Raw genomic sequence first — 24526 nt, 5'->3', positions numbered from 1 at the left:
CGCCAGCCTTACCGGTCGGTCGAGAGCCAAGGCGGCAGGTGATCCGCGCCGATCAGATCGTCATAGCTCGGGCGAGACCGGACGACCGCATACTTGTCGCCATCGACTAGCACTTCCGGAATGAGCAAGCGGCTGTTGTAGGTCGACGACATCACCGCGCCATAGGCCCCCGCGGTCATCACAGAAATCAGGTCGCCGGTCTCGAAAGGGGGCAGCGCGCGGTCTTCGGCGAGATAATCGCCTGTCTCGCATACCGGCCCGACGATATCCTGCTGGATGGGCGCAAGTTCGCTGCGGGCTTCGGCGACTGGCCAGATATCGTGATAAGCCTCGTAGAGTGTCGGGCGGATCAGATCGTTCATCGCCGCATCGACGATCGTGAACGTCTTGTCGGTACCTTCCTTGACGTAGCTGACTTTCGTCACGAGCACGCCGGCGTTGCCGACAATCATGCGCCCCGGCTCCATCACGATCTTGAGGCCGAGCGGCCCAAGCGTCTCCTTGACGACAGCCGCGTATTCATCGGGCGTCGGCGGAATGTCGTTGGCGCCGCGATAAGGCACGCCGAGGCCGCCGCCAATATCGAGATGCTCCAGGCCCAAGCCATCGCCCTTGAGATCGCGCGCCAGATCGGCCATCAGCCGGAACGCATCGCGGAACGGCGCAAGATCGGTGATCTGGCTACCGATGTGCATATGAATGCCGGAAATCTTGATGCCCGGAAGCTTCGCCGCCTCGGCATAAAGCCGTCGCGCATCGGCATAGGGCACGCCGAATTTGTTCTCGGCCTTGCCCGTCGAAATCTTCGCATGCGTCTTGGCATCGACGTCCGGATTGACGCGAATGGCGATCGACGCCGTCCGGCCCATCGCCGTCGCAACCTCGCTCAGCGCCTTGAGTTCCGGCTCGCTCTCGACGTTGAAACCGAGAATGCCTTCTTCCAGCGCATAGGCCATCTCGCCCCGCGTCTTTCCGACGCCCGCGAAAATGATCTTCGACGCCGGAACGCCCGCGGCGCGTGCGCGACGAAGCTCGCCTTCCGACACGACGTCCATGCCCGCACCGAGCCGTGCCATCGTCTTCAGCACGGCCTGGTTGGAATTGGCTTTGACCGCGAAACAGATCAGCGCGTTCTGCCCTTTGAACGCTTTCGACAAAACTTCGTAATGGCGCACCAACGTCGCCGTCGAATAGCAGTAGAAGGGCGTGCCAACCTCGTCAGCGATGCGTGCGAGGCTCACATCCTCCGCGTGAAGGAGGCCGGACTTGTATTGAAAATGATGCATGGAAGCGCTTCTAGCGGATGAGAAACGTCCGCTTCACCGGAAAATGCAGGAAAGGTCAAGACGGCGCTAAAAAAGCGCCTATCGCAGCAGCGGATCGAGGATGAAGTTCTCGTGCGGTTTCGGCGGCGCGTCCGAATTCTTGCCGGGGTCGGCGGCATCCGCCGATTTGGCCTCGCCCGACGCCTTAGCGCCCGGCGGCGGCTCCAGCGGCCCCTTAACGCCGCAACCCGCAAAACCTGCGGCCACAGCGCCAAGCAGCACCATGGTCCCCCAGGTCCTCATGCAGCGCAAAAGCGCGGCCATGCCCAAATTCACTCCAAAACCCCTCAACCCGCGAAGCCTGCGGGCAACCCTTCCTGGTACTTAGCCCTTCTGCCGGGCCTTTTCCAACCGCCGAAGCCACTGGCGCGCCATTTTGGCGACGTTCTGTGGCGCGGTTCCCCCATAACTGGTCCGGCTTTTCACCGAGTTTTCCACAGACAGCACCGAGAATACGGCTTTTGTGATACGCGGCTCGACCTTTTGCATCTCTTCGAGTGAAAGCTGTTCGAGATCAATGCCTTTCGTCTCCGCCGCCTTGACGATCGAGCCCGTGACGTGGTGCGCCTCGCGGAACGGCATCTTGAGTTCGCGAACGAGCCAGTCGGCAAGATCGGTCGCCGTCGAATAACCGCGCCCTGCAGCAGCCCGCATAGCGTCCGCATTGGGTTCGAGGTCGGAGATCATGCCCGCCATCGCCGCCATCACGAGACGCAGGCTCGACAGCGCGTCGAACGTCGTCTCCTTGTCTTCCTGCATGTCCTTCGAATAGGCGAGCGGCAGCCCCTTCATCACGATAACGAGGCCCTGGAACGCCGACGCGATGCGCCCAACCTTGGCGCGCGCCAGTTCGGCCGCATCCGGATTGCGCTTCTGCGGCATGATCGACGAGCCCGTCGTGAAGCGGTCGGAAAGCTTCACGAAGCCGAACTGCGGCGTCATCCAGATCACGATTTCTTCTGCAAGCCGCGAGAAATGCACCGCTGTAATGGTGGCAGCCGCCAGCGTCTCCATCGCGAAATCGCGGTCCGACACGCCGTCGAGCGAGTTCGCCATCGGGCGGTCGAAGCCCAGCGACTCGGCTGTCTTTTCACGGTCGATAGGGAATGACGTTCCCGCCAGCGCCGCAGACCCAAGCGGACTTTCATTGAGACGTTTGCGCGCATCGGCAAAGCGGCCGCGATCGCGCGCGATCATTTCGACGTAGGCCAGAAGATGATGACCGAACGTCACAGGCTGCGCGGGTTGCAGATGCGTGAAGCCGGGCATGACGGTCGCCGCATGCGCTTCCGCCTTCTCCGCCAGCGCCTGCTGGACCGCGGCAAGCGCCACGTCGATGCCGTCAATCGCATCGCGCACAAAGAGCCGGAAATCGGTCGCAACCTGGTCGTTGCGCGAGCGCGCCGTGTGCAACCGCCCCGCCGCTGCACCGATAAGATCCTTAAGACGGCTCTCGACGTTCATGTGCACGTCTTCGAGCGCACGCGAAAACGTGAACGTCCCAGCGTCGATCTCCGCCTTGATCTTGTCCAGACCCTTTGCAATCTCGCGCGCGTCGGCCTTCGTGATGATGCCCGCTTCGGCTAACATCTCCGCATGCGCCTTCGAGCCGCGAATGTCTTGCGGGGCAAGCGCCTTGTCGAAGCCGATCGAGGCATTTATCTCCTGCATGATCTCCGCGGGAGACATTGCAAAACGGCCACCCCACATGGCATTGGCGTGCTTGTCGGTCACGAACGGCTCCGTATCAGAGAAACGAACAAGGTTAGCAGATGGCAGCGAACAGCAAGGCACGGCCGCAGAAAGCACTTTGGATCGTGGCGCTGTCGGCGCTTGCCGGGTTCGGCGCCGTATACGTCATCGGGGGCTGGTTCGACAACAAAGCGACAGAGATTTCTAGTGCCGCAGCCCAGGATTCATCCGCTCCGGCCGTCGGCGCGTCGGGCAACTCGTCGTTCAAGCTCGGCGAGATGGCGGCATTTGTGACGAAGAAGCCGCCCGAAGCGCTCCCCGACATCACCTTCGAGGACGCCGCCGGGAAGGAAGTTCACCTGTCGAGCCTCAAGGGCAAGACGATCCTGTTGAACCTCTGGGCAACGTGGTGCGGGCCTTGCCGCGAAGAAATGCCGGCGCTGAACAAGCTGCAAAAGGAAATGGGCAGCGACAAATTCGAGGTCGTGACACTCAGCCTTGACCGCGGCGGCTACGAAGCCTCCCGCAAATTCCTCGACGAGCTGAAAGCCACCGACGTGCACCTCTACGCCGATCCGACGGCGAAACAGGGCATGGCCCTGAAGCTGATCGGCATGCCGACGACGATCCTAATCAACAAGGATGGCTTGGAAGTCGGTCGCCTGGCAGGCTCGGCGAAATGGGATTCCGCTGACGCCAAAAAGCTCATCGAAACCGCGATCAATTAAGCCCGCACAGCTCGGGTTCATCCCACCGCTCTTGCAAACAGCGGCCTTACCGAAAGCAATTGTCATCCTCGGCTTTATGCCGAGGATTCATGTTCTCGCCCGGGCAATTGCTCAATCAATCCTCGGGACAAGCCCGAGGACGACGCCAGTTCCTTGAAGATTACTTCTTCTTCGCCGCCTTGACCTTCTGCGTCAGGGCCGAAGCCGCCGCCGACTTGGCTTCCTTGCTGGCCGTCTTGCTCTTCAAGATTTTAGCTGCCGAGGAAGCCACCTTGGCGCTGGTCGTTTCCGTGCTGCCCTTCTGCGTCAGCGCCGAAGCCGCAACCGCCTTTTCCGCCTTCGTCGCCGTCTTGCTCTTCAAAACCTTCGAGGCAGCCGACGCGACTTTCTTGCTCGTGCTTTCCGATTTCGCCATGGACATCGCTTCCTTGTTGCAGCGGCCGCAGAGGCGCGGTCCGACGAGGGCGAACCATGCCAGATTCGATATGCGGGCGGAATCACACCGAAGCCCGAACGCAACCGATTTTCAGCACCTTTCGCACGGATGCTCCGTGAGCGGCCTCTCGGGTCAGCCAGGAATAGACAAGCCGAGGGTCAGGCAGAAATTGACACCCCACGTCCAAGAGGCGACAAGGCGCGTCGCGAATGACGATAGCCAGCCCTTGGAGAAGACTTCCCATGACGAACGATGCGCTGAAATCCACCATTGAAGCGGCATGGGAGGCCCGTGACGGCATTTCGTTCGACACAAAAGGCGAAGTCCGCGACGCCGTCGAAACGGCTCTGACCCTGCTGGATAACGGCCAGGCCCGCGTCGCCGAGAAGGTGAACGGCGCATGGACCGTCAACCAGTGGCTGAAGAAGGCCGTCCTTTTGTCCTTCCGCCTCAATGACATGGAGATGATCTCGGGCGGCCCGGCCGGCAGCTTCTTCTGGGACAAGGTGCCGCCGAAGTTCGCGGGCTGGACCGAAGCTGATTTCCGCAAGGGCGGTTTCCGCGTCCTGCCCGGCGCCGTCGTCCGCCGCTCGGCCTACATCGCGCCGGGCGCGGTCGTGCTGCCCGCCTTTATCAATCTCGGCGCCTACGTCGATAGCGGCACCATGGTCGACACCTGGGCGACGGTCGGAAGCTGCGCGCAGATCGGTAAGAACTGCCACATTTCAGGCGGCGCCGGCATCGGCGGTGTTCTGGAACCGCTCCAGGCCGGTCCGGTCGTGATCGAAGACAATTGCTTCATCGGCGCCCGCGCTGAGGTGGCCGAAGGCGTCGAAGTCGGCGAAGGCTCCGTGCTGTCGATGGGCGTCTACCTCGGCGCTTCGACGACGATCATCGACCGCGCCACGGGTGAAAAATTCTTCGGCAAGGTGCCGCCCTATTCCGTCGTCGTCTCGGGAACGATGCCGGGCAAGCCGCTGCCCAACGGCGCGCCGGGCCCGAACCTCTACTGTGCCGTCATCGTCAAGCGCGTCGATGCTAAGACCCGCTCGAAGACCAGCATCAACGAACTCTTGCGGGATTGATCGTGGCGCCGCGCAGCTACCGAGCCCTCGACCCCGCGAAAATCGTGGAAACGCTCGAAAGGCTCGAGCTGCGCATCTCGTCTCGATTTCCCGGATCGGGCCTGTCGCGCGTTTGCGACAGCCTGATCGACGTTGCGAAACAAACGTCGCAACGCATCGAATACGTCTCGCGTCCGAACTGGATGCTGCGCCTGCTTTTGATTGTCATGATCGGCGCAGCGCTGGCGATGCTGCTTTACTTCACATCGCAGATTTCTGCCCTCAAAGGCACCGACGAACTCTCAGAAGCGGTGCAGGGTCTGGACGCCCTGTTTAATCTCGTTGTGCTCTTGGGCGGCGGCGCCTTCTTCGTCTCGACGCTCGAAACCCGCTGGAAGCGCGCCCGCGCCTTGAGTGCACTGCACGAGCTTCGCTCCATCGTGCACGTCATCGACATGCACCAATTGACCAAAGACCCGAGCGCTATGGGCGCAGTACGAACAGAACCCTCGCCCGTCCGCAACCTGACGCCCATCGAACTTGTGCGCTATCTAGACTACTGTTCCGAGATGCTGTCGCTGACCGCGAAATGCTCCGCTCTCTATGCCGAACGGCTGAGTGACTCGGTCATCGTCGATACGGTAGGCGATCTGGAACGGCTGACATCGGAACTGTCGAATAAGATTTGGCAAAAAATTACGATCATCGAAACGCTCTACGGCCGCGACGTACCATTGCCATCGATTGAACAGACCTCTAGAAATCCCGGCTTATCATGACCCTCGTTCCGACAGATCCCGTAGCACTCGCGCAGGCTCTCATTCGCTGCGAAAGCGTCACGCCCGACGAAGCCGGCGCTTTGACGCTGCTGCAAAACGTGCTCGAACCGGCCGGTTTCACGTGCCACCGTCTCGTGTTCTCGGAACCCGGCACGCCCGACGTCGATAACCTCTATGCGCGCCTGGGTACCGGCAGACCGCATCTTTCGTTTGCGGGCCATACCGATGTTGTCCCCGTCGGCAACGAAGCGGCCTGGACGGTCCCCCCATTCGCCGGAGAAGTGCGCGACGGTATTCTCTACGGCCGCGGCGCCGTCGATATGAAAGGCTGCGTGGCAGCGTTTCTCGCCGCGGCCATGAAGTACATCCATCACTATAACGGCCTGCCGCGCGGCTCGCTCTCGTTCATCATCACGGGCGACGAAGAAGGCCCGTCGATCAACGGCACGATGAAAATTCTCGACTGGCTGAAAGCACGTGACGAAGTCGTCGATGCCTGCCTCGTCGGCGAACCGTCAAACCCGAAAGCTTTAGGCGATGAAATCCGCATCGGTCGGCGCGGCTCGCTGACGATCGATCTCATCGTGCACGGCAAGCAGGGCCACTCGGCCTATCCGCAGCTCGCGGACAATCCGGTGCCGAAGCTCGCGCGCATCATCGACCGGCTGTCGACCACGAAACTCGACGACGGCACCGAAAACTTCCAACCGTCGAACTTGCAGGTGACGGTCATCTCCGTGCCAAACACGGCGACGAACGTCATCCCCGGCCGCGCGGTGGCGCGCGCGAATATTCGCTATAACGACGCCTGGACGCGCCCCAAGATCGAAGACTGGGTCAGCAAGACGGTCGCCGCCGCTGCAAAAGAAGTCGACGCCAAATACGATCTTGAATTTTCCGGTACCGGCGGCGTCTTCCTGACGAAGCCCGGCCCGCTCGTTTCCACGCTGAAAGACGCGGTGAAATCCGTCACCGGCCGGACGCCCGCGCTGACGACCGGCGGCGGCACATCGGATGCACGCTTCATCAAAGATATTTGCCCCGTGGTCGAGTTCGGCCTCGTCAACGCCACGATCCATCAGGTCGACGAGCACACGAGCATCTCCGACCTCGAAACCCTGACGACGATCTACGAACGCTTCATTACAAATTATTTCCGCAACGGCTGAAGCTTTTCTCGGCGCCCACGGCTCCCCTGCGGGGGGCTGGTTGTGTGAAACACTCCCAACGTCACCCCGGCGCAGGCCGGGATCCAGTCAACTAGCAACACTGGCCATTTTGAAACTTGTCTGAGTGCCGACCTCGTCGGCATGACGGTGGTACACAGCGCGAAATGCGCGTCGCCACTGAACGCGCCACTACCTGACCATGCCCGCGCTGGCGGCCGGCTCCGCGAAACGGAGTCGCCAGCGCCAACAAAACTTCCGTTTCGGGCGGCCGGCGCGCGGAATGCGTGTCGCCCGACCACCGTCGACTGTTTCAACATGCCCGCGCCGACGGCCGGCTCCGCGAAGCGGAGTCGTCGGCGCCAACAAAAAAGGCCGCCGTGGCTCCGGCGGCCTTTTCGAATTCAACCCCGCTGAGGCCGAGTCTTAGATCGACTCTTTCAGCTCTTTCGCGGCGCGGAAAGCGATCTTCTTCGAAGCCTTGATCTTGATGGCTTCACCCGTTGCCGGGTTGCGGCCCATGCGTGCCGGGCGCTTGCGAACCTGGAGAACGCCGAGGCCACCGATACGGATGCGCGCGCCCTTCTTGAGGTTCTTCGCGATCTGAGCAACGAGATCTTCGAGCAGCGCAACCGACTGCTTCTTCGGAATCTCATGCGTTTCCGCGAGCGTCGCGGCCATGTGCTTCAACGTGACGGTATCGATCTTAGCCTTAGCCGGCGCTTTGGCTGGTGCTTTCTTTGCTGGCGCTGCTGCCTTTGCCATTGTCATCCCTCTTGATGCGAATGCGAATCGCTTTCAGTTCGAACACTACATCGACAAAGTCCAAAAACACGCTGTTTTAGGGCCTTTTTCGAATGAGGTCGGCGAAAAGAGCAGCATTTGTTGCCCGAAAGCAAGCGCGACATAGCGCTTGGACGCAAAAAAACGCCAAAATGCGGGATTTTGGCGTCTGAAGGGATGAACGACAGGGGAAAGTAGGGACGAAAGATCAGAAGGTCAGCACGCTTCCGCCGGTGACATCGACCGTCTGACCGGTGATCCAACGCGACTTCGAACTGGCCAGAAAGGCGACGACATCGGCGACGTCTTCGGGCTGGCCGATACGTTTCAGTGCCTGCTTCCCGATCGCAAATGCCTGCCCCTCGGGATTGCTGACAAAATCGGCAGCCATATCCGTATTGATGACGCCCGGCGCCACGGTGTTGACGGTAATGCCTCGCGGTCCGAGTTCCACCGCCAAGGATTTCGCCAGATTGTCGAGAGGAGCTTTGAGCATCGAATAGGCTGCAACGGCCGGAAGCGGCGTGCGGACGACACCGGAAGATGTCGAGATGATGCGCCCGTTGTCTTTGAGACGTTTGACCGCTTCTTGCGTGATAAAGAACAGAGATTTGACGTTGACGTTGTAGATCTCATCGAAAACGTCTTCGGTCGTCTCGTTGAAACCGACGAACGGCGCAATGCCCGCATTGTTGACGAGGATATCGAACCTGGTGTCGCCCGTGCGCTGCTTCAACTCCTGATCGACGCCGGCGAACAACGCCTGCGCTGCGCCCTTCTTCGTCAGATCGGCGCCGACTGCGAAGGCATCCCCGCCGCTGGCCTTGATCTTTGCGACGACTTCATCGGCCCCGGCTTTGCTTTTTCCATAATGGACGGCAACCAGCGCGCCTTCCGCCGCGAGCGTTTCGGCAATGCTGCGCCCAATGCCACGGCTGGCGCCAGTGACGACTGCGATCTTTCCGGCAAGAGATTTGGACATGTTCTTCTCGCGTTTTTTCTCAAACGATCTGTCCTTCTAAGGTTGGCCGGCCCATCCGACAGGCGCCCCGGACGATGCAGGAGATAATGCCCTAATCCAGTAGTTCAAGATCTCCGAACTATTGAAATCTCACATTCTCGTGGCTATGTTTTGCTTATGCAGAGGCCATTCGTTCATCCCGCAGTTGAAGACGTGACACTTGAGAGCGTGCTCTATGCGCTCGCCGATCCGACACGCCTTGAGATCGTGAAAACGCTGGCGACCGGCGGCTGCGCCATGAACTGTTCCAAGGCCGCGCCGGCCGATTTGCCGAAATCGACGCAGTCGCATCATTTCCAGGTGCTGCGCGAAGCGGGCCTAATCCGCTCCGAGCGTCGCGGCACCGAAGTCGTCAATTCGCTGCGTTGCGCAGAACTCGACAAGCGTTTTCCGGGCGTTGTCGCCTCGATCCTCAAAGCCAGCGAGAAATCAAAGAAGCGCTAAAACGGCCCGTTGTCTGACAGCAACTATTTGGCGGACGCGCGGCGATACCTATCTCCAGAGCGGACATTACGGTCCGCTAGGGAGAGAAAGATGAGCTACGTCGACGGTTTTGTCGTGCCGGTCCCATTCGAGCGATTGAAAGATTACCGCAAGCTGTCGAAACGAGCCGGTAAGGTTTGGCGCGAGCACGGCGCGCTAGCCTACGTCGAATGCGTCGGCGATGACGTCCCGCCCGGCAAGCACACGTCGTTTACGAAGGCCGTCAAACTGAAGGACGGCGAGGTCGTCGTCTTTTCCTGGATCGTCTTCAATTCGCGCGCGCACCGAGACGCCGTGAACAAGAAGGTGATGAACGATCCGCGCTTCGCCACCCTGATGAAAGTCACACCCTTCGACGGCAAACGCCTGATCTACGGCGGCTTCAAACCAATCATCGAGATGTAGCGCTTTCGCCGACGCATCCGCGTCAATAAAGAGCCCGCGATTGGCGGCCAGCTTGGCGAAGCCAAGTCGCCAATCGCAATCAACGGATCCTATTTAAAATGCTTCGAGAGCTTCAGACCTTGGCCTTGATAGTTCGACTTGAGGCCCTGCCCGTAGAGCGTCGCGGGCGTCTCGATCATGCGCTCGTAGATCAGCCTGCCAATGATCTGCCCGTCTTCGAGAATGAACGGCACCTTGTGCGAACGTACTTCCAGCACGACGCGTGATCCGTTGCCACCCGCCGCTGCATGTCCGAAGCCCGGATCCATGAAACCCGCATAATGCACACGAAACTCGCCGACCAGCGGGTTGAACGGCACCATCTCGGCCGCGTGTGTCGGCGGCACATGCACAGCTTCTTTCGACGCCAGAATATAGAACTGATCTGGATCTAGGATCAGCCGGTGCTTATCCTTGACGTGGATCGGATCCCAATAGTCTTCGATCGGATAGGCGCCGACGCGATCGACATCGACGACACCAGTGTGCCGCCGCGCGCGAAACCCGACCAAGCCGTCTCCATCGCCCGCAAGATCGACGGTCAATGCGATACCGCCCGCAATATCGGCGTTCACCGCCGAGACCAATCGCTCCTTGGCATGAAGCTCGCGCAGCACCTCGTCGCTGTCGGCCGCCGGTCCATTGCGAAAACGGATCTGCGACAGCCGCGATCCCTTGCGCACCACGATAGGGAACGTCTGCGGACAGATCTCGGCATAAAGCGGCCCGTGATACCCGCGCGGAATTTGATCGAACGCGCCGACGCCGTCGGCGATCACGCGGGTAAAAACATCAAGTCTTCCGGTCGAACTTTTGGGATTTGCCGAGGCTTCGATGTCGGCCGGCAACGCCAGCGTTTCGAGCAGCGGCACGATATAGACGCAGCCCGTTTCGAGAACCGCGCCTTGACTGAGGCTGATCGTGTGTAACGCAAGTTCATCGAGCTTGCCCTGCACCTTGCCGCCCGGGCGCGGCAGGAAGCTCGCACGCACGCGATAGGCAACCGCGCCAAGTCGCAGATCGAGACTTGCAGGCTGTACCTGCCCTTCCGCGGGCGGCTCCGCCAGCACGACCTCCCCGTCCGCGATCATGTGCGAAATCGCCTGCGACGGCAGAATACCGACCGCGCGCTCGCGCCGTTTATGCACTGACGTGGATTTTTCTGCTTTCGTCATTCGCTTTGGCTCGGCCCCTTCGCACCCCGTCTAGAGCAGCCGCAAGTCTTCGCCAAGGGCAGCAATCTTCACCATACACGCTTTGCTGGCCCCTCAAGTCCACCTCTTGACGCAACCGACCGCGGGCGGTAAGTCCGACCCCGATTTCGTGGTCCTTTGGCCGGCCGGCTTGCAGCCACGTTAAATAAATCGCTAAAGAGGCCGTGCGCGCACCCGGTTTCCCGCGCCCGGCTTTTATCAGCCGGCAGCTCGGAACCGGGATTTTTATTGCGCGAAAGGCCAAGCCGATGGCGAATGACGAGAAGTTTCCGAACAACAATCCAGCCTGGCGGCCTGAGACGGCGCTCGTGCATGCGGGCATCACCCGCTCGCACTGGGGCGAGACGTCGGAAGGCCTGTTTCTGACCCAAGGCTTCGTCTACGACAGCGCCGAGCAGGCCGAAGCCCGCTTCAAGCAGGAAGATCCAGGCTACCAGTACACCCGCTTCGGCAATCCGACGATTTCGATGTTCGAAGATCGCCTGAAGATCTTCGAAGGCGCTGAGGAATGCCGCGCCACTGCGACCGGCATGGCCGCCGTCACCGCCGCGATCCTGTCTTACGTCAAAACCGGCGATCACATCGTCGCCGCCCGCGCGCTGTTCGGATCGTGCCGTTACATCGTCGAAACATTGTGTCCGCGCTTCGGCATCGAGGCGACGCTGATCGACGGCAAGGACCTCGACGCGTGGAAGGCAGCCATTCGCCCGAATACCAAGATGTTCTTCTTCGAGACGCCGTCGAACCCGACGCTCGAACTCGTCGATATCGCCGGCGTCTGCAAAATCGCCCGCGACAACGGCATCTTCACGATCGTGGACAATGTTTTTGCAACCCCGATGCTGCAACGGCCGCTGGCGCTCGGCGCCGATATCGTCGTCTACTCCACGACGAAGCACATCGACGGCCAGGGCCGCTGCCTCGGCGGCGCCGTGCTCGGCAAGACCGACTTTGTCGGCAAGTATGTCCAGGAATGGCTGCGCCAGACCGGCCCGTCAATGAGCCCGTTCAACGCCTGGGTCATGCTGAAAGGCCTTGAAACACTGCCGATCCGCGTGAAAGCCCAATGCGAAACGGCAGCCAAGATCGCCGACGTGCTGACCGGCCTCAAAGGCGTGACGCGTGTGATTTACCCTGGCCGCGCCGACCATCCGCAGGCGGCGCTTGCAGCCAAGCAGATGCCGGGCGGCGGCCAGATGGTCGCCTTCGAGGTCGAAGGCGGTAAAGCCGGTGCATTCCGGTGCCTTAACGCGCTCCGCATCATCCGTATTTCCAACAATCTCGGCGACGCCAAGAGCCTCGTTACGCATCCGGCCACAACGACGCATTTCCGCCTGACGCCCGACCAGCGCTCGGAACTCGGCATTAGTGATGGTATGATCCGTCTTTCGATCGGACTTGAAGCCGCTGAAGATTTGGCGGACGATCTCGCAAATGCGATGAAGACGATGACGGGGTGACGGGAGCCATGAGCAAAAGTACGCCGACAACGCCGACAAAACGGCAGGCCGCTGACGACTTCCACGCCTATGAATCGACGACGCGCGGCATCCGCATTCGCGTCGAGCCGAAATACATGGAAGAGCAGTCCTCTCCCGAGGACAGCCATTTCGTCTGGTCCTACGCCGTCGAAATCTCCAATGACGGCAACGAGACCGTGCAGCTTCGCTCGCGCATGTGGCGGATCACCGACGCGCACGGCCGCACCGAGGAAGTGCGCGGCGCCGGCGTCGTCGGCCAGACGCCGGTCATCGAGCCAGGCAAGGCATTTCACTACACGTCGGGCTGCCCGCTCAAGACGCCGCAAGGTATCATGGTCGGCAGCTATCAGATGACAGACGAGGCTGGCCAGCTTTTCGAAGTGGCCATTCCCGCGTTCTCGCTCGATAGCCCCTATACCCGACGCAGCATGAACTGACCGGCCATCAGCCGATGAGCGCAGCAAAAGGCAAAAGCTTCACACCCGTCGAATTGCTCGCGCGTCTCGTGGCCTTCGATACGACGAGTTCGAAGAACAATCTCGGTCTGATCGCTTTCGTCGAAGATTATCTGGCAGGCCACGGCGTCGCCTCGCGTCGCATCGTCAGCGACGACGGACAGAAATCATCGCTCTACGCGACCATCGGACCAAACGACGAAGGCGGCGTTGCACTGTCGGGCCACACCGACGTCGTGCCGGTCGATGGCCAGACCTGGACCAGCGATCCGTTCACGCTGCGATCCGAAGGCGGCAAGCTCTACGGCCGCGGCTCCGCCGATATGAAGGGCTTTATCGCTTCCGCACTTGCCGCCGTTCCGAGCTACAAGGCGCGCAGGCTCAAAAAGCCGATCCACTTGGCATTTTCTTACGATGAAGAAATCGGTTGCATCGGCGTCCGCCCGATGATCGCCGAACTCGGCAAGGATCTTCCCAAACCCCGTATGGTCATCGTCGGCGAACCGACGAGCATGCAGGTTGTCGATGCGCACAAAGGGCCGGTGCGCTGGCAGGTCGACGTCAAAGGCCGCGCTGCGCATTCGAGCATGGCGCATCTCGGCGTCAATGCCGTCACCTACGCCACGCGCCTCATCGGCGAGCTCGAGCGCATGGAGCAAGAGCTGAAGCAGCGCGTGATCGACATCCGCTTTGAGCCGCCCTATTCGACGCTCCAAGTCACCAAGATCGACGGCGGCACCGCAACGAATATCGTGCCGGTCGGTTGCACGTTCGTTTTCGATATTCGCGCACTGCCGGGCCTCGATCCGGACGAGATCGAAACGCGCCTGCGCCGTTTCGCGGAAAAGCGCTGTCTTCCCGAAATGCACGAAATCGCACCGGAAGCCGACATCCGTATTGAACGCGTCAATGCCGTTCCCCCGTTCGGCGCCGAGCGAAAATCCGAGGTCGTCGCGCTCGCGTTGAAGCTCACCGGACAAAACGAAACCTACGGCGTCTCCTACGGCACCGAGGCCGGTCTCTTTCAGGAGGCAGGCGCTCCCGCCGTCGTCTGCGGCCCGGGCGACATCGCGCAGGCCCACACCGCCGACGAGTGGATTGCCGAAAGCCAGATTGCGAAATGCATGGATTTTCTCGACCGCCTCGGCGACTGGGCCGAGACGTGATCGCCCTCAAACCGTGCTTTTTCGCTCCAATTGAGGCATAAACCGAAAAGTACACGCGTCTTCAAAGACTTACGATCCGCCAAGATGTGTGGCACACATGCGACAGCTCATGCGACAAGTTGAGCGAACACACGACTTTTTTCCGCTAGCGCCGTGCTTCCGACCCACTGTTCGGCGTACCAATCAGCCAAGCCGCCGAGCATCGCAATTTAAGAGACGCGCCCATGTCGAAACGCATCTACCTGCTCACCGCATCCGCGTGCGCGATTTCAGCGGCGATCGCCCTGGGCGGCTGTTCCACGGCCTCGCTCCCGAGTGTCGGCTCGATCAACCCGTTCGGCAGCGGCAACACGATTTCCGAAGTCGACCGCGCTTATCTTCAGGCGGCCGGAAGCTGGGACCAGAATCACGATAGCGTTGTCACCTGTGACGAGTGGAAGTCCTACGCCGAGGATCTGTTCAACGGCGCCGACGCCAACCACGACGATTTTCTCGACGTCACCGAATGGCAGAACCTGACGAACGTCGACAAGATGTTCGTGACGGCCGACCTCAAATACTTCGACGCCAACGGCGACGGCAAAGTTTCGCGCCAGGAATTCGTTGACAAGCCGAACCCGGCTTTCGTCCTGATGGACAAGTCTGGAACATGTAAGCTCGACGCCAACCAGATCGCCAGCGCCCGTTCGAAGACCGAGTACGACCTGTCTGGAACGAAGCCGCAAAACAGCGACCCGCGTGAACAGGGCGGCCAAGTCGGTCAGGCGGCGAACGGCGCTCTTCCGGGACAATAACGCCAGCGCGGATTGCGGCGGGGCAACGAGCTAGCCCCCGCTCTCCCGCAGCTCATCCGGCGAAAAGACGTAACGCCTCGTGCAGAATTCGCACGTGACGACGATCTTGCCGTTGTCATCCAGCATGTCCGACAGCTCGGCCGCACCGAACGCCGAGAGCACGTTCTCGACCTTTTCCCGGCTGCACCGGCAGAACGCCGAAAGCGGAATAACCCGCTCGACCGCCACGGCTTCTTCGTGGAACAGCCGCAACAACAGTCGCTCGACAGAAAGCCCAGGGTCGAGCAGCTCATGATCTTCAACCGTCGCCGCCAGCATTTCGACGCGCTTCCAGTCGTCGTCGCTCAGGCCCTCGCTCTCGTCCGATGCGCCGAGGCTCTGCACCATCAATCCGCCTGCCCGCCGATGCCAGCGCGACTGAGGATGTGCCTCCTGTCGCGATCCGACGTACTGCTCTGCGACAGCCGAGCGAATGAAAGTCGGCAGATTTTCGCGCTGCTGAAAGTAGGCCGCGACCGTACCCGACAGCGGCGCGTGCTCGAACGCCAGCACGCCCTGATAGCGCTCTTCGCCTGGCCCGGAATCGAGCGTGATCGCCAGATGTCCATCGCCGAACGCCGCCGCGATATCGGATCGCGTCGCACCTTGCGTGAAGGCCTTAAGTTTCTCGGCATCGTACCGCGCATAGCCGCGCAGCTTTCCGCTCGCTGCGTAATCCGCAACAAGAATGGACACCGCCCCGTCTGAGCGCATCATCAAATTGAGATTGCCGCCTTGCGGGAGCACCGATCCGCACAGTGCCGCAAGCGCCAGCGCTTCCGACAGCGCGCGTCCCGGCAAATCAGGCATCGCGTGCGGCGTGACGATCGCATCTAATGAGGCGCCGAGCCGAACGAGACGCCCGCGAATATTCGAATTCTGCGTGCGAAACGCGACGACGACATCATCTGCCGGAATGGAAGGCGGCGCTGGCGGTGCATCAACCGGCATCGACAGAACCCTCCATCAGGCGCCGAAGCACCACGCCAGAATGGCCTTCTGAGCATGCAGACGGTTTTCGGCTTCGTCGAAAATCACCGACTGCGGACCCTCAAGCACCGCTTCCGAAACCTCATGGCCCCGATAGGCGGGCAGGCAATGCATGAAGATCGCGTTCTTCGCTGCCTTGCTCATCAGCTTTTCATCGACCGCGTAGGGCGCCAGCATCTTCTTGCGCTTCGCCGCATCCGACTGACCCATCGAAACCCAGGTATCGGTCACGACGCAATCGACGCCTTTCACAGCACGCTCCGGGTCCGTCCCGATCTCGACGTCACCCTTCTCGCGTGTGACCCACTCGACGGCTTCATCTTCCGGGAACAGCGCCTTCGGACACGCCAGCCGCAGCTTGAAGCCGAAGCGGACCGCCGCATGCATCCACGACACGGCAACGTTGTTGCCATCGCCGACCCAGGCGACCGTCTTACCCTTGATCGGCCCCAGGTGCTCCTCGAACGTCTGGATATCGGCCATCACCTGACACGGATGGCTCTTTTCCGTCAGACCATTGATGACCGGGATCGTCGCATATTTCGCAAGCTCCGCCAGCGTCGCGTGCGCGTTGGCGCGGATCATGATGCCGTCGACATACCGCGACAACACCCGCGCCGTGTCGGCGACCGACTCCCCGCGCCCAAGCTGCAAATCGGTGTGATTGAGAACCAGTCCGCCACCGCCGAGCTGACGCATAGCGACATCGAACGAAACGCGGGTCCGCGTCGATGGCTTCTCGAAGATCATCGCCAGCACGAGATCCTCGATGCCCTTCGGCCGCAGCTCCTTCGGAACGCGCTTGCCCGCTTTCTTCATCGCGTGCGCTGCGTCGATGATCTTACGCAGCGTCTTGCCGTCGAGATCTGAGATATCGAGGAAGTGCCGAGGAGACTGTTTGGAGGTCATGAATTCGGGAGCTTTCTCCAGCTCTTCTACCAAGCCGGACATCAGGACGTTTCACCAGCCACGCGGCCGAGCGCGCGGGAAAGAGCGAGCAACCCATCGGAAATATCCTGATCGGTCGCGATGAGAGGCGGCAGCACGCGCACGCAGTTGTCGCCCGCGCCGACGAGCAGCAGTTTTTCAGCGTTGGCGGCTTTCACCACTTGCGGCGGCGTGACGTGCGACTTGAGCTTCAGCCCCATGAGCAGGCCGGCGCCACGCACCTCTTCGATAAGATCGGCGTGCTGATCCTTGAGCCCTTCAAGACCCTGTTTCAGCCGCAGCGTCTTATCCCGCACGGCTTCGAGGAAAGCGGGTTCGGAGACAATGTCGATGACGGTCGAGGCGACCGCCATGCCGAGCGGATTGCCGCCGAAGGTCGAACCGTGTGTGCCGGGCGTCATGCCCTTTGCTGCTTCCGCCGTCGCCAGCACCGCGCCGACCGGAAAGCCACCGCCGAAGCCTTTAGCAACCGCCATCACGTCCGGCGTAATGCCTGCCCATTCGTGTGCGAAGAGTTTGCCAGTACGGCCCATGCCGGTCTGGACTTCGTCCAGCACGAGCAGCAGACCATGCTTGTCGCAAAGCTCGCGAACGGCTTTCAAAAATTCCGGCGTCGCCGGGCGAACGCCGCCCTCACCCTGGATCGGCTCCAGCATGATCGCGGCGGTTTCCGGCCCGATTACCGCTTCGACAGCCGCGATATCGCCGAGATCGACATGGTCGAAGCCCTCGACCATCGGCCCGAAACCTTCGAGATATTTTTCATTGCCCGCGGCAGCCAGCGTCGCCAGCGTCCGCCCATGGAAGGCGCCGCGGAACGCAATGATCCGCTGCCGTTCGGGCTGGCCAGAAACATAATGATAGCGGCGCGCCACCTTGATCGCGCCTTCGCACGCTTCCGCCCCGGAATTGCAGAAGAAAACCGTGTCGGCGAACGTCAGCCGCGTCAGCTTCTCGGCAACCGTCTCCTGGCCTTCGACGCGATAAAGATTCGACGTATGCCAGAGCTTTTCCGCCTGGGCTTTCAGCGCCGCGACGAGTTGCGGATGCGCATGCCCCAGCGCGTTGACGGCGACGCCGGAGCCGAAATCGAGATAGCGCTCACCGGTGTCGGATGTCAGCCAACAGCCTTCGCCGCGAACGAAAATCACGTCCTGGCGAGCATATGTGCCCATCACAGCGGACGATGGGCCGCTGGAAACAGCTGTGTCTGAAGCGCTACGGGGAGCTTTCCCCAACGCAGCAGAGGAACTTCCCATGGCGCGTGGATAACCCTGAGCAGAAAATCAAAAAGCCGCCAAATTCGGCGGCTCGATCACAACCCCTGATACCTCCTGATGGCTTCGCTGTCAACAAAAGCTCTGTCGCGCGCCCGCGATCCCGAACCCAAAGTTCAACGCCAGATGCCTATGGTTGAATCGCCCCCCGCCATGCACGGAAATCTGACATATCCCCTGCTGCGAATCGTCTGTGGCCTCCTCGCAACTTTTCCCTGTCAATACCCCTAATGTGAAAGCTCCGGCTTGTAGGCGGGATTCAGCATGTTGTAATCTCACCTAGTCAGGCCACGAGATATGGCGGCGCCAGTCGCTAAATCATCGGTTGTGTATCGGCTCTGACCGCGCTTTGGGCAATCTGCCAGTTGGCGGCCGCCCGCGTCTCTCGCGCGTTTCTGTTCTGCGTCTTCTCAAGTTTTTGCGTTTGTAACCGGTTTGGGACCGTCGTCCTTCGCCGCGCGTCGCGTTCGTTTGCGCACGCTTGGCATGGGCTCGATTTCGGCCGGGGTAACCGCGGGCACCGGGGGGTGTTCCGCCGCTGATGCGGCTCGAGAGGGAGCAATCGACGCTATGTGGACTGATGAGCGCGTGGACCTTTTAAAAAGACTCTGGTCTGAAGGACTGAGCGCCAGCCAGATCGCCGGACGCCTCGGCAGCGTAACGCGCAACGCTGTCATCGGCAAAGTCCATCGCCTGGGCCTTTCCGGCCGCGCCACCACCTCGCGGATGAAATCACACCGCCCGCGCACGCGCTTGGCGAACGTGAAACGGCCCGTCAACAAACCGCGCTTCGCACAAGTCGGCAATCCGGCCGTGCGCGCCCTCTATGTAGACGCCGAAACTTACGTGGCGCCTGCGGAGGAGATCGAGATTCCGGTCGCCGAGCGTAAAACCATTCAGACGCTGAGTGAATGCAGCTGCCGCTGGCCGATCGGCGATCCTCAATCTGCCGATTTCCATTTCTGCGGCAAGCCGAAGGTGCCCGCGCTGCCCTATTGCGAGGTGCATGCTCGCCGCGCGTTCCAGCCGGTCGCTCCGCGTCGCCGCGAACGCACCGAGATCGAAGCGCCTGTTGCGGTCAGCCTTCCGGCGCCTGCGATCGCTGGTACCGATCCAAAACAGAGATCCTGACGGGATTGCCCGCCGGCCGGCTGGGGGGCAGGCTTGGCGGAAGAAGCGGAAAGCCAGCAGTCGCGGGGGTGGCTGCTGGCTTTCCCATTTTAGAAAGCGATTGACCATCGCAAGTCCCACGCGACACCGCCTTGAAGCGGCATGCTAGGCTCGCCATCGTTATGTGCCGGAGATGGTAAATGGCGAAGAACAAGCACAAAGACAAAAAACGCGAAAGACTAGAAGACGAGCCGTTGCCCGACGAGGCCGCCACCGCGATCTCCGTGCATAACGGCGGCATCGACGAGCCGTTGGAGCACGCGTCGCCTTTGCCGAAAGGCTTCTCGCTGTCCGATCCGAAGCTTCCAAAGGAAATCGAAGACGCCGCCATGCGTTCGGGCGGCTATCCCTATGACAAGCGCATGAAGCGCGAGGACTACGAAGAGCGGCTTCTTGCGCTCCAGATCGAGCTGATGAAGCTGCAAAGGTACAATCTCAAGGTCGGCAATCGCATTCTGTGCCTCTACGAAGGCCGCGACGGCTCCGGCAAAGGCTCGTGCATCAAAGCATTCAACGAGCACATGAACCCGCGCAACACGCGCACCGTCGCTCTGCCCAAGCCCACCGAAACCGAACGCGGACAACTCTATTTCCAGCGCTACGCCGTGCATCTGCCGACGGCGGGCGAAGTCGTGCTGTTCGACCGCTCCTGGTACAATCGCGCCGGCGTCGAGCGCGTGATGGGCTTCTGCACCGAAGACCAGCTCGCCGTTTTCCTCCGCGAGGCGCCCGAATTCGAAGGCCTGCTCGTCCGCGACGGCATCAAGCTCTTCAAGTTTTATCTCACCATCGGCCGCGAAATGCAGATCGAGCGCTTCCACGACCGCGCGCAAGATCCATTGAAACAGTGGAAGCTGTCGCCGGTCGATATGGCCTCGCTCAACCGCTACGACGATTACACTCGCGCCGAGGTCGAGATGTTCCGCTTCACGCACACCGCGATTGCACCCTGGGTCGTCGTTCGCGCCAACGACCAGCGCCGCGCCCGCCTCGAAACCATCCGTCATGTGCTGCTGGCCATCGACTACGAAGACCGCGATCTCGATGCCATCGGCAAGCACGACCCGCAGATCATCGGCTCCGGCCCGGAGTTCTTCCACCCGCAAGTCGAGAAGGCATCAGATTGAAGTGTATTTGTCATCCTCGGCTTTACGCCGTGGACGATAGCTGTGCGCCTACCGCACCAGCAGGATCGGCGCGCGCGCGACGACGGACACACGCGACAGCTCGCGTCCGTCCGCAATAGCCGCTCCCCCGAACACGGCGATGACGAGGCTCGGCCGCAGCCGCGCAACGACTTCCGTCAGCGCTTCCGGCACGCCGAATGTCGGCCCGACCTCTTCGAACACGACAGGCACATGGAATTCGAGCGCGATCAGCCGCGACTGCGCTTCGATCTCGGCATAAGACTCGGCCGTATCGGCGCCGATGACGACATGCACCGGCCCGCGCGGACCCGACAGCCGCTCGGCCGCCCGCAGCATTGACGTCAAACGCTCGGCATCTTCGACGATCACGACCACGCGCGGCTGTTTCGTCCGCTGCGGTCCGCAGAGCAGAAAGCCGGTCGCACCGCTGACGTTCGCAAGCAGCGTCCCGATGACGTTATCGCTGCCCGACACAGGCATACGCCCCAGCGCAACGATATTCCAAGGGCCGCGTTCAACGCACATTTCGGAAATCCGGTCGACGGCATCGCCGCTGGCCAAAGCATGCCGCACCCGAACGCCGTGCGCCGCGCCCACATTGTCGACCGCCCGGCGGCACCGCGTCACCAGAAGCTCGAAGTGGTGATCATGCTCGGAGAAATCGCGGCGACCTGAGGCACCGGAAGGCGCGATAACGCGGATCGGCACATCCACGGTCAAGCCGCTGCTGGCATCCGCAATGACGACTGTTTCGATCTCGGCGCCATAAGCTGCTGCGAGGCGCACCGGAGCCTCAAGCCGAGACGCCGGATATTCCGCTTCCGGATCGAGCCAGAGCACGACCCGCCCGCTCAGTTCCGATGCTTCGGCGACGTGGGCGATCACGGCGTATCGCCATCGGCGCGGCGGGCGAGCGCTGCGTTGAGATCGGCAACGCGAATTTGCGATGCCGAGTGATCTGCAGCAACGGCATCCGCCTCTTGCAGCAGATGCAAAAGCTGAATGCCGGCAAGCGACACACGCCCGCCGCCGCGGCGAACAGCATCCTTATAGATGAGCGGGGCAACACCGGCGTTGATCGGGCGAAGACCGTGATCGACCGCCAGCCGCGCCGCGCCTTTCGCGAACTCGTCCTCGCTGAGCTCCGACATCGGCACCGTGTCTGCGAGCTTTGCGACGTGCGGAAAATATCGCGCGATGCCAGGCTCAATAGCTTCGAGCTTCGACCACGATTGCGCATCCGAGACCAGTACGACGGTCGCAGCAAACGGCATCGGATCAATCTTTACGCCGACGCCTGGCGCACTGAATGGAGAAATTTGCTTGCTGCGGATTGCGGCGCTAAGCGCCAGCCAAGCTGCCGGATCGGCCGCGAGCCGCCACGCCTCGACGATGACGATCCCCGACCCAGCACGCATCAAGTGGCCGGGAAGAAGAACAGGAAACCCCAGCGCATCGCGGCTGACTTCGCCGAGCAGATCGGTTGCCGACGCCAGCCGCGCAATGACGACTTTACTCGGCACTGTCGGATCGACGAGTTGCACGTCCTCGGAATCGAGGAAAATGACCGGCGCGAAAGTCTCGGTTCCTGCATGGCGCGTAGCCGCCGAAAGAAACGCCTCTTCGATGGCATCGAGCGCCGCACCGATGGAAAGCCCGTCGGCATAAGCGCGCCGAACGGCAGCCAAGCCCGGACGCAATGTCCTGAGCGCCGCTTGACGAATGAGCCCGTCATGCTTCTCGCTGGCCTCAAATTCGGCGTCAGGCAACGTTGCAACAATCGACTGCAACTCGTCTTCGAGCACCGTGATCTTCGCTTCGACGTTGCGTTTCAAAGCTTCCGGCAGCGCCCGAAAAACATCCGAGCGCACAACGCGCCCTTCATGCATCGGCGCCAGCACGTAACCATCGAGAGATTTCACGACCGCAATGTTCTGCGCTTCAGCTCGGCGACGAATGGATTCGACCGCGCGCTCGCTGCGATAGCGCATGTCCTCTTCGAGCAGATCGAGACTGATGCGGTGCTCTTCGCTTTTTAGATAACGTCCAAACGCTGCGCACGCTTTGTCCAGCGTAATTCTCGTATCGCGCCGGAACCGCGCGCCTTCGCCCGGCGGCAACTCGAATCCTTTAGCTCGCGACGGCGCGTTGGGATCCACCACGAAGATCCAGTCGGCGGCAGGCGCACGGTCCACTTCGGTGCCGAGCTCTTCCGCAAGTTCCAATCGGCCGGTGCCCGGCTCGCCCAGGATGAGAAGATGTTCGCCGCGACCGGCGCCGAGCGCCGCGCGAATTTTGCCGATGGCTCGCTTCTGTCCGAAGAAATGCGTCTGCTCGACCGGCTTGATCTGCGCCAGATCGCGCGCAGGCCTCTCTGAGACGGAGCGCTGTTCCTTTCCCGCGCCGCGCTCGCCGGTGGGCGCAACATCCGCGAGGCGATCAGCAAGCCGACTGGTCACGAGCGTCACCACATTGGTTGATGCTTCGGCCTCGATGATATCAACTGTATCCACCGCGGCCTCCGCCGCGGGCTGCTCCGCTGCTGCCGGCTTGACGGTAGTGATCGGTGGCGGCGTTTCCGCTTCGACTATGACCGGCGCCTCGGCCTTCTTCTCCGATCTGTTGCGCCAGAAGACCATTCGCACGCTCTCCCCCCTGGGACCCTAGCCCCTCGAACGACGTTTTGGACGACCAAGAGGCCGCCCCCGCTGCCAGCTTGTCTGCAACAGTCGCACGGTCATAATGGCGGGACCATGACCGACGGTTCCTCTTCCTCAACGAATCCTTTTCAGCCTGTCCCGAATACGGACAGCGCGGCTACCGAGGTCGTTCGCAACTACGAGCGGGCACGTGCAATCCTGCGCGGGACGCAGCGTCTGCTGCGCACGCTCAACTTCGAAAGTTTGCACGAGATCACACTCGGCAACGGCCGTCGCGCCGACGTTCTCGCTATCGGACGCAACGGCGAGATTTGGATCGTAGAGATCAAGTCGAGCATTGCCGACTTCCGCGCCGATCAGAAATGGCCGGAGTACCGTGAGTACTGCGATGCGCTGCTCTTTGCGGTGGCGCCCGATTTCCCATCGGAGATCCTACCGCCCGATACTGGGCTTATTCTCGCCGACGCCTATGCTGGAGATTTGGTGCGTCCGCCGCCATCGCATCCACTTACGGCCGCGCGGCGGAAGGCGTTAACGATAGCGATCGCGCGCACGGCGTCGATGCGTCTGCTGGCGCAGATCGACCCCGGCCTCGCGATCGAATAAGTCGTGTGAGGTAGCAGTTGCGAAAGCAGCGCGCTTACTTCGGCGCGCGCTTCGCCAAAATCCGCTGCAGCGTGCGGCGATGCATGTTGAGCCGGCGTGCCGTCTCCGAGACATTGCGATTGCAAAGCTCATAGACGCGCTGAATGTGTTCCCAGCGCACGCGATCAGCCGACATCGGGTTTTCCGGCGGCGGCGCTTTCGCGTCCGTCGGTGCCAGAAGTGCATCCGTCACGTCGTCAGCATCGGCAGGCTTCGCGAGATAGTCGACAGCGCCGAGTTTCACAGCCGAAACGGCCGTCGCGATGTTGCCGTAACCCGTCAGCACGATAGCGCGCGAGTCGGGACGAGCCTTCGCCAGTTCGGCAATGACGTCGAGGCCTGAACCATCCTCAAGGCGCATATCGACAACGGCGAAAGCCGGAGCCTTCTCGCGGATCAGATCGACGCCTTCCGCAACCGAGTGGCCAAAGCGGACTTCGAAGCCGCGAAGCTCCATTGCGCGCGCCAGACGTTGCAAGAAGGACCGGTCGTCATCGACGATGACCAACGAACGGTCGGCCGGCAATTCATCCTGCTTAAAAGACAGGTCTTCGGTAACCAAGGGAGCCTCCCGCATCACGGTTTATCCGTTAGCTTTTTTCATGACAGGCCATATTT

At 61.3% G+C, this 24526-nt stretch carries 26 protein-coding genes and 1 riboswitch; of the genes, 13 read left to right on the top strand and 13 right to left on the bottom strand.

The window, feature by feature from the left end; all coding sequences use genetic code 11:
- Positions 1-8: 8 nt before the first annotated feature.
- The 3 genes from lysA to argH form a co-directional block, all read right to left on the bottom strand.
- On the bottom strand, positions 9-1286 hold the full coding sequence (gene lysA, locus RLW41_RS11365; protein WP_414461484.1) for a diaminopimelate decarboxylase: 1278 nt from the start codon (positions 1284-1286) through the stop codon (positions 9-11).
- A 78-nt stretch (positions 1287-1364) separates the two neighbouring features.
- Positions 1365-1589, bottom strand: a complete 225-nt coding sequence (gene lptM / locus RLW41_RS11360; protein WP_013945700.1) for an LPS translocon maturation chaperone LptM — start codon at positions 1587-1589, stop codon at positions 1365-1367.
- Between the two features lie 60 nt (positions 1590-1649).
- Positions 1650-3059 (bottom strand): argininosuccinate lyase, encoded by a 1410-nt coding sequence (gene argH, locus RLW41_RS11355; protein ID WP_414461483.1) that lies wholly within the window; start codon positions 3057-3059, stop codon positions 1650-1652.
- Between the two features lie 38 nt (positions 3060-3097).
- On the opposite strand from argH, the gene RLW41_RS11350 reads away from it, so the two are divergent.
- Entirely contained in the window at positions 3098-3745 is a 648-nt protein-coding gene (locus RLW41_RS11350; RefSeq protein ID WP_414461482.1) for a TlpA family protein disulfide reductase, read from the top strand.
- Between the two features lie 160 nt (positions 3746-3905).
- On the opposite strand, the gene RLW41_RS11345 is transcribed toward RLW41_RS11350, so the two are convergent.
- Positions 3906-4160, bottom strand: a complete 255-nt coding sequence (locus RLW41_RS11345; protein ID WP_013945697.1) for a hypothetical protein — start codon at positions 4158-4160, stop codon at positions 3906-3908.
- 263 nt (positions 4161-4423) lie between these two features.
- Between RLW41_RS11345 and dapD the strand changes: the two genes are divergently transcribed.
- Genes dapD through dapE form a run of 3 tightly spaced genes read left to right on the top strand, consistent with a single transcriptional unit; the run spans position 4424 to position 7193 of the window.
- Positions 4424-5266: a 2,3,4,5-tetrahydropyridine-2,6-dicarboxylate N-succinyltransferase gene (dapD, locus tag RLW41_RS11340; protein ID WP_414461481.1), complete on the top strand. Its 843-nt coding sequence runs from the start codon at positions 4424-4426 to the stop codon at positions 5264-5266.
- Between the two features lie 2 nt (positions 5267-5268).
- The gene (locus RLW41_RS11335; protein ID WP_414461480.1) at positions 5269-6024 is read left to right on the top strand and encodes a hypothetical protein; all 756 of its coding nucleotides are present in this window, start codon (positions 5269-5271) and stop codon (positions 6022-6024) included.
- Positions 6021-7193, top strand: a complete 1173-nt coding sequence (gene dapE, locus RLW41_RS11330) for a succinyl-diaminopimelate desuccinylase (protein ID WP_414461479.1) — start codon at positions 6021-6023, stop codon at positions 7191-7193. Before RLW41_RS11335 ends, dapE begins: the two co-directional genes overlap by 4 nt.
- 423 nt (positions 7194-7616) lie before the next feature.
- On the opposite strand, the gene RLW41_RS11325 is transcribed toward dapE, so the two are convergent.
- Both RLW41_RS11325 and RLW41_RS11320 read right to left on the bottom strand, forming a co-directional pair.
- Positions 7617-7955: an HU family DNA-binding protein gene (locus RLW41_RS11325; protein WP_013945692.1), complete on the bottom strand. Its 339-nt coding sequence runs from the start codon at positions 7953-7955 to the stop codon at positions 7617-7619.
- Between the two features lie 226 nt (positions 7956-8181).
- Positions 8182-8955 (bottom strand): SDR family NAD(P)-dependent oxidoreductase, encoded by a 774-nt coding sequence (locus tag RLW41_RS11320; RefSeq protein ID WP_414461478.1) that lies wholly within the window; start codon positions 8953-8955, stop codon positions 8182-8184.
- Between the two features lie 156 nt (positions 8956-9111).
- On the opposite strand from RLW41_RS11320, the gene RLW41_RS11315 reads away from it, so the two are divergent.
- Both RLW41_RS11315 and RLW41_RS11310 read left to right on the top strand, forming a co-directional pair.
- The gene (locus tag RLW41_RS11315; protein WP_414461477.1) at positions 9112-9438 is read left to right on the top strand and encodes an ArsR/SmtB family transcription factor; all 327 of its coding nucleotides are present in this window, start codon (positions 9112-9114) and stop codon (positions 9436-9438) included.
- Positions 9439-9528: 90 nt separating this feature from the next.
- The gene (locus RLW41_RS11310; protein ID WP_414461476.1) at positions 9529-9882 is read left to right on the top strand and encodes a DUF1428 domain-containing protein; all 354 of its coding nucleotides are present in this window, start codon (positions 9529-9531) and stop codon (positions 9880-9882) included.
- Positions 9883-9971: 89 nt separating this feature from the next.
- Here RLW41_RS11310 and RLW41_RS11305 read toward each other — a convergent pair whose 3' ends face one another.
- Positions 9972-11096, bottom strand: coding sequence for a 2'-deoxycytidine 5'-triphosphate deaminase (locus tag RLW41_RS11305; protein WP_414461475.1), 1125 nt, complete (start codon positions 11094-11096; stop codon positions 9972-9974).
- Positions 11097-11234: 138 nt separating this feature from the next.
- Positions 11235-11313: riboswitch (SAM riboswitch) on the top strand.
- A 70-nt stretch (positions 11314-11383) separates the two neighbouring features.
- Between RLW41_RS11305 and metZ the strand changes: the two genes are divergently transcribed.
- The 4 genes from metZ (at position 11384) to RLW41_RS11285 (ending at position 15031) form a co-directional block, all read left to right on the top strand.
- A complete protein-coding gene (gene metZ / locus RLW41_RS11300) occupies positions 11384-12595 on the top strand; it encodes an O-succinylhomoserine sulfhydrylase (protein WP_409561836.1) in 1212 nt (403 codons plus the stop codon).
- An 8-nt stretch (positions 12596-12603) separates the two neighbouring features.
- Positions 12604-13053: a Co2+/Mg2+ efflux protein ApaG gene (apaG, locus tag RLW41_RS11295; protein ID WP_024275115.1), complete on the top strand. Its 450-nt coding sequence runs from the start codon at positions 12604-12606 to the stop codon at positions 13051-13053.
- A 14-nt stretch (positions 13054-13067) separates the two neighbouring features.
- Positions 13068-14237, top strand: coding sequence for an acetylornithine deacetylase (argE, locus tag RLW41_RS11290; RefSeq protein WP_414461474.1), 1170 nt, complete (start codon positions 13068-13070; stop codon positions 14235-14237).
- A 224-nt stretch (positions 14238-14461) separates the two neighbouring features.
- Positions 14462-15031 carry a histidine kinase gene (locus RLW41_RS11285; RefSeq protein ID WP_409561834.1) on the top strand — a complete coding sequence of 190 codons (570 nt, stop codon included), beginning with the start codon at positions 14462-14464 and terminating at the stop codon, positions 15029-15031.
- A 30-nt stretch (positions 15032-15061) separates the two neighbouring features.
- On the opposite strand, the gene RLW41_RS11280 is transcribed toward RLW41_RS11285, so the two are convergent.
- Genes RLW41_RS11280 through RLW41_RS11270 form a run of 3 tightly spaced genes read right to left on the bottom strand, consistent with a single transcriptional unit; the run spans position 15062 to position 18183 of the window.
- Entirely contained in the window at positions 15062-16021 is a 960-nt protein-coding gene (locus RLW41_RS11280; protein WP_414461473.1) for an Hsp33 family molecular chaperone HslO, read from the bottom strand.
- A gap of 15 nt (positions 16022-16036) precedes the next feature.
- Positions 16037-17011, bottom strand: coding sequence for an ornithine carbamoyltransferase (gene argF / locus RLW41_RS11275; protein WP_409561832.1), 975 nt, complete (start codon positions 17009-17011; stop codon positions 16037-16039).
- Positions 17011-18183, bottom strand: coding sequence for an aspartate aminotransferase family protein (locus RLW41_RS11270; protein ID WP_414461472.1), 1173 nt, complete (start codon positions 18181-18183; stop codon positions 17011-17013). The genes argF and RLW41_RS11270 overlap by 1 nt, the downstream gene beginning before the upstream one ends.
- Before the next feature lie 672 nt (positions 18184-18855).
- Here RLW41_RS11270 and RLW41_RS11265 point away from each other — a divergent pair.
- Both RLW41_RS11265 and ppk2 read left to right on the top strand, forming a co-directional pair.
- Positions 18856-19416: a GcrA family cell cycle regulator gene (locus RLW41_RS11265; protein ID WP_409561830.1), complete on the top strand. Its 561-nt coding sequence runs from the start codon at positions 18856-18858 to the stop codon at positions 19414-19416.
- Between the two features lie 179 nt (positions 19417-19595).
- A complete protein-coding gene (gene ppk2, locus RLW41_RS11260; protein WP_409561829.1) occupies positions 19596-20582 on the top strand; it encodes a polyphosphate kinase 2 in 987 nt (328 codons plus the stop codon).
- A 48-nt stretch (positions 20583-20630) separates the two neighbouring features.
- Here the strand turns inward: ppk2 and RLW41_RS11255 are convergent, their stop codons facing one another.
- Together RLW41_RS11255 and RLW41_RS11250 are read right to left on the bottom strand one after the other, a co-directional pair.
- Entirely contained in the window at positions 20631-21488 is an 858-nt protein-coding gene (locus RLW41_RS11255) for a hypothetical protein (protein ID WP_414461471.1), read from the bottom strand.
- Positions 21485-23242 carry an AAA family ATPase gene (locus RLW41_RS11250; protein ID WP_414461470.1) on the bottom strand — a complete coding sequence of 586 codons (1758 nt, stop codon included), beginning with the start codon at positions 23240-23242 and terminating at the stop codon, positions 21485-21487. Before RLW41_RS11250 ends, RLW41_RS11255 begins: the two co-directional genes overlap by 4 nt.
- 114 nt (positions 23243-23356) lie before the next feature.
- On the opposite strand from RLW41_RS11250, the gene RLW41_RS11245 reads away from it, so the two are divergent.
- Positions 23357-23869: an MmcB family DNA repair protein gene (locus RLW41_RS11245; RefSeq protein WP_409561826.1), complete on the top strand. Its 513-nt coding sequence runs from the start codon at positions 23357-23359 to the stop codon at positions 23867-23869.
- A gap of 34 nt (positions 23870-23903) precedes the next feature.
- Here the strand turns inward: RLW41_RS11245 and RLW41_RS11240 are convergent, their stop codons facing one another.
- Positions 23904-24485: an ActR/PrrA/RegA family redox response regulator transcription factor gene (locus RLW41_RS11240; RefSeq protein WP_013945670.1), complete on the bottom strand. Its 582-nt coding sequence runs from the start codon at positions 24483-24485 to the stop codon at positions 23904-23906.
- Between the last annotated feature and the right edge of the window lie 41 nt (positions 24486-24526).

Origin of the sequence: Hyphomicrobium sp. DY-1 (genome assembly GCF_047497105.1) — a bacterium.
In the GTDB taxonomy this organism is placed as follows: domain Bacteria; phylum Pseudomonadota; class Alphaproteobacteria; order Rhizobiales; family Hyphomicrobiaceae; genus Hyphomicrobium_B.
This window is presented reverse-complemented; position numbering and strand designations above follow the sequence as displayed.

What these genes read in the sequence shown, in the direction of transcription:
- dapD (WP_414461481.1), top strand. Translation starts at nt 4,424, where the DNA reads ATGACGAACGATGCGCTGAAATCCACCATTGAAGCGGCATGGGAGGCC.
- RLW41_RS11305 (WP_414461475.1), bottom strand. Translation starts at nt 11,096, where the DNA reads ATGACGAAAGCAGAAAAATCCACGTCAGTGCATAAACGGCGCGAGCGC.
- RLW41_RS11320 (WP_414461478.1), bottom strand. Translation starts at nt 8,955, where the DNA reads ATGTCCAAATCTCTTGCCGGAAAGATCGCAGTCGTCACTGGCGCCAGC.
- dapE (WP_414461479.1), top strand. Translation starts at nt 6,021, where the DNA reads ATGACCCTCGTTCCGACAGATCCCGTAGCACTCGCGCAGGCTCTCATT.
- RLW41_RS11325 (WP_013945692.1), bottom strand. Translation starts at nt 7,955, where the DNA reads ATGGCAAAGGCAGCAGCGCCAGCAAAGAAAGCACCAGCCAAAGCGCCG.
- RLW41_RS11285 (WP_409561834.1), top strand. Translation starts at nt 14,462, where the DNA reads ATGTCGAAACGCATCTACCTGCTCACCGCATCCGCGTGCGCGATTTCA.
- lysA (WP_414461484.1), bottom strand. Translation starts at nt 1,286, where the DNA reads ATGCATCATTTTCAATACAAGTCCGGCCTCCTTCACGCGGAGGATGTG.
- lptM (WP_013945700.1), bottom strand. Translation starts at nt 1,589, where the DNA reads ATGGCCGCGCTTTTGCGCTGCATGAGGACCTGGGGGACCATGGTGCTG.
- RLW41_RS11265 (WP_409561830.1), top strand. Translation starts at nt 18,856, where the DNA reads ATGTGGACTGATGAGCGCGTGGACCTTTTAAAAAGACTCTGGTCTGAA.
- RLW41_RS11280 (WP_414461473.1), bottom strand. Translation starts at nt 16,021, where the DNA reads ATGCCGGTTGATGCACCGCCAGCGCCGCCTTCCATTCCGGCAGATGAT.
- RLW41_RS11270 (WP_414461472.1), bottom strand. Translation starts at nt 18,183, where the DNA reads ATGGGCACATATGCTCGCCAGGACGTGATTTTCGTTCGCGGCGAAGGC.
- RLW41_RS11250 (WP_414461470.1), bottom strand. Translation starts at nt 23,242, where the DNA reads ATGGTCTTCTGGCGCAACAGATCGGAGAAGAAGGCCGAGGCGCCGGTC.
- RLW41_RS11345 (WP_013945697.1), bottom strand. Translation starts at nt 4,160, where the DNA reads ATGGCGAAATCGGAAAGCACGAGCAAGAAAGTCGCGTCGGCTGCCTCG.
- RLW41_RS11310 (WP_414461476.1), top strand. Translation starts at nt 9,529, where the DNA reads ATGAGCTACGTCGACGGTTTTGTCGTGCCGGTCCCATTCGAGCGATTG.
- apaG (WP_024275115.1), top strand. Translation starts at nt 12,604, where the DNA reads ATGAGCAAAAGTACGCCGACAACGCCGACAAAACGGCAGGCCGCTGAC.
- metZ (WP_409561836.1), top strand. Translation starts at nt 11,384, where the DNA reads ATGGCGAATGACGAGAAGTTTCCGAACAACAATCCAGCCTGGCGGCCT.
- RLW41_RS11245 (WP_409561826.1), top strand. Translation starts at nt 23,357, where the DNA reads ATGACCGACGGTTCCTCTTCCTCAACGAATCCTTTTCAGCCTGTCCCG.
- argE (WP_414461474.1), top strand. Translation starts at nt 13,068, where the DNA reads ATGAGCGCAGCAAAAGGCAAAAGCTTCACACCCGTCGAATTGCTCGCG.
- argF (WP_409561832.1), bottom strand. Translation starts at nt 17,011, where the DNA reads ATGTCCGGCTTGGTAGAAGAGCTGGAGAAAGCTCCCGAATTCATGACC.
- RLW41_RS11315 (WP_414461477.1), top strand. Translation starts at nt 9,112, where the DNA reads ATGCAGAGGCCATTCGTTCATCCCGCAGTTGAAGACGTGACACTTGAG.
- RLW41_RS11240 (WP_013945670.1), bottom strand. Translation starts at nt 24,485, where the DNA reads ATGCGGGAGGCTCCCTTGGTTACCGAAGACCTGTCTTTTAAGCAGGAT.
- ppk2 (WP_409561829.1), top strand. Translation starts at nt 19,596, where the DNA reads ATGGCGAAGAACAAGCACAAAGACAAAAAACGCGAAAGACTAGAAGAC.
- RLW41_RS11350 (WP_414461482.1), top strand. Translation starts at nt 3,098, where the DNA reads ATGGCAGCGAACAGCAAGGCACGGCCGCAGAAAGCACTTTGGATCGTG.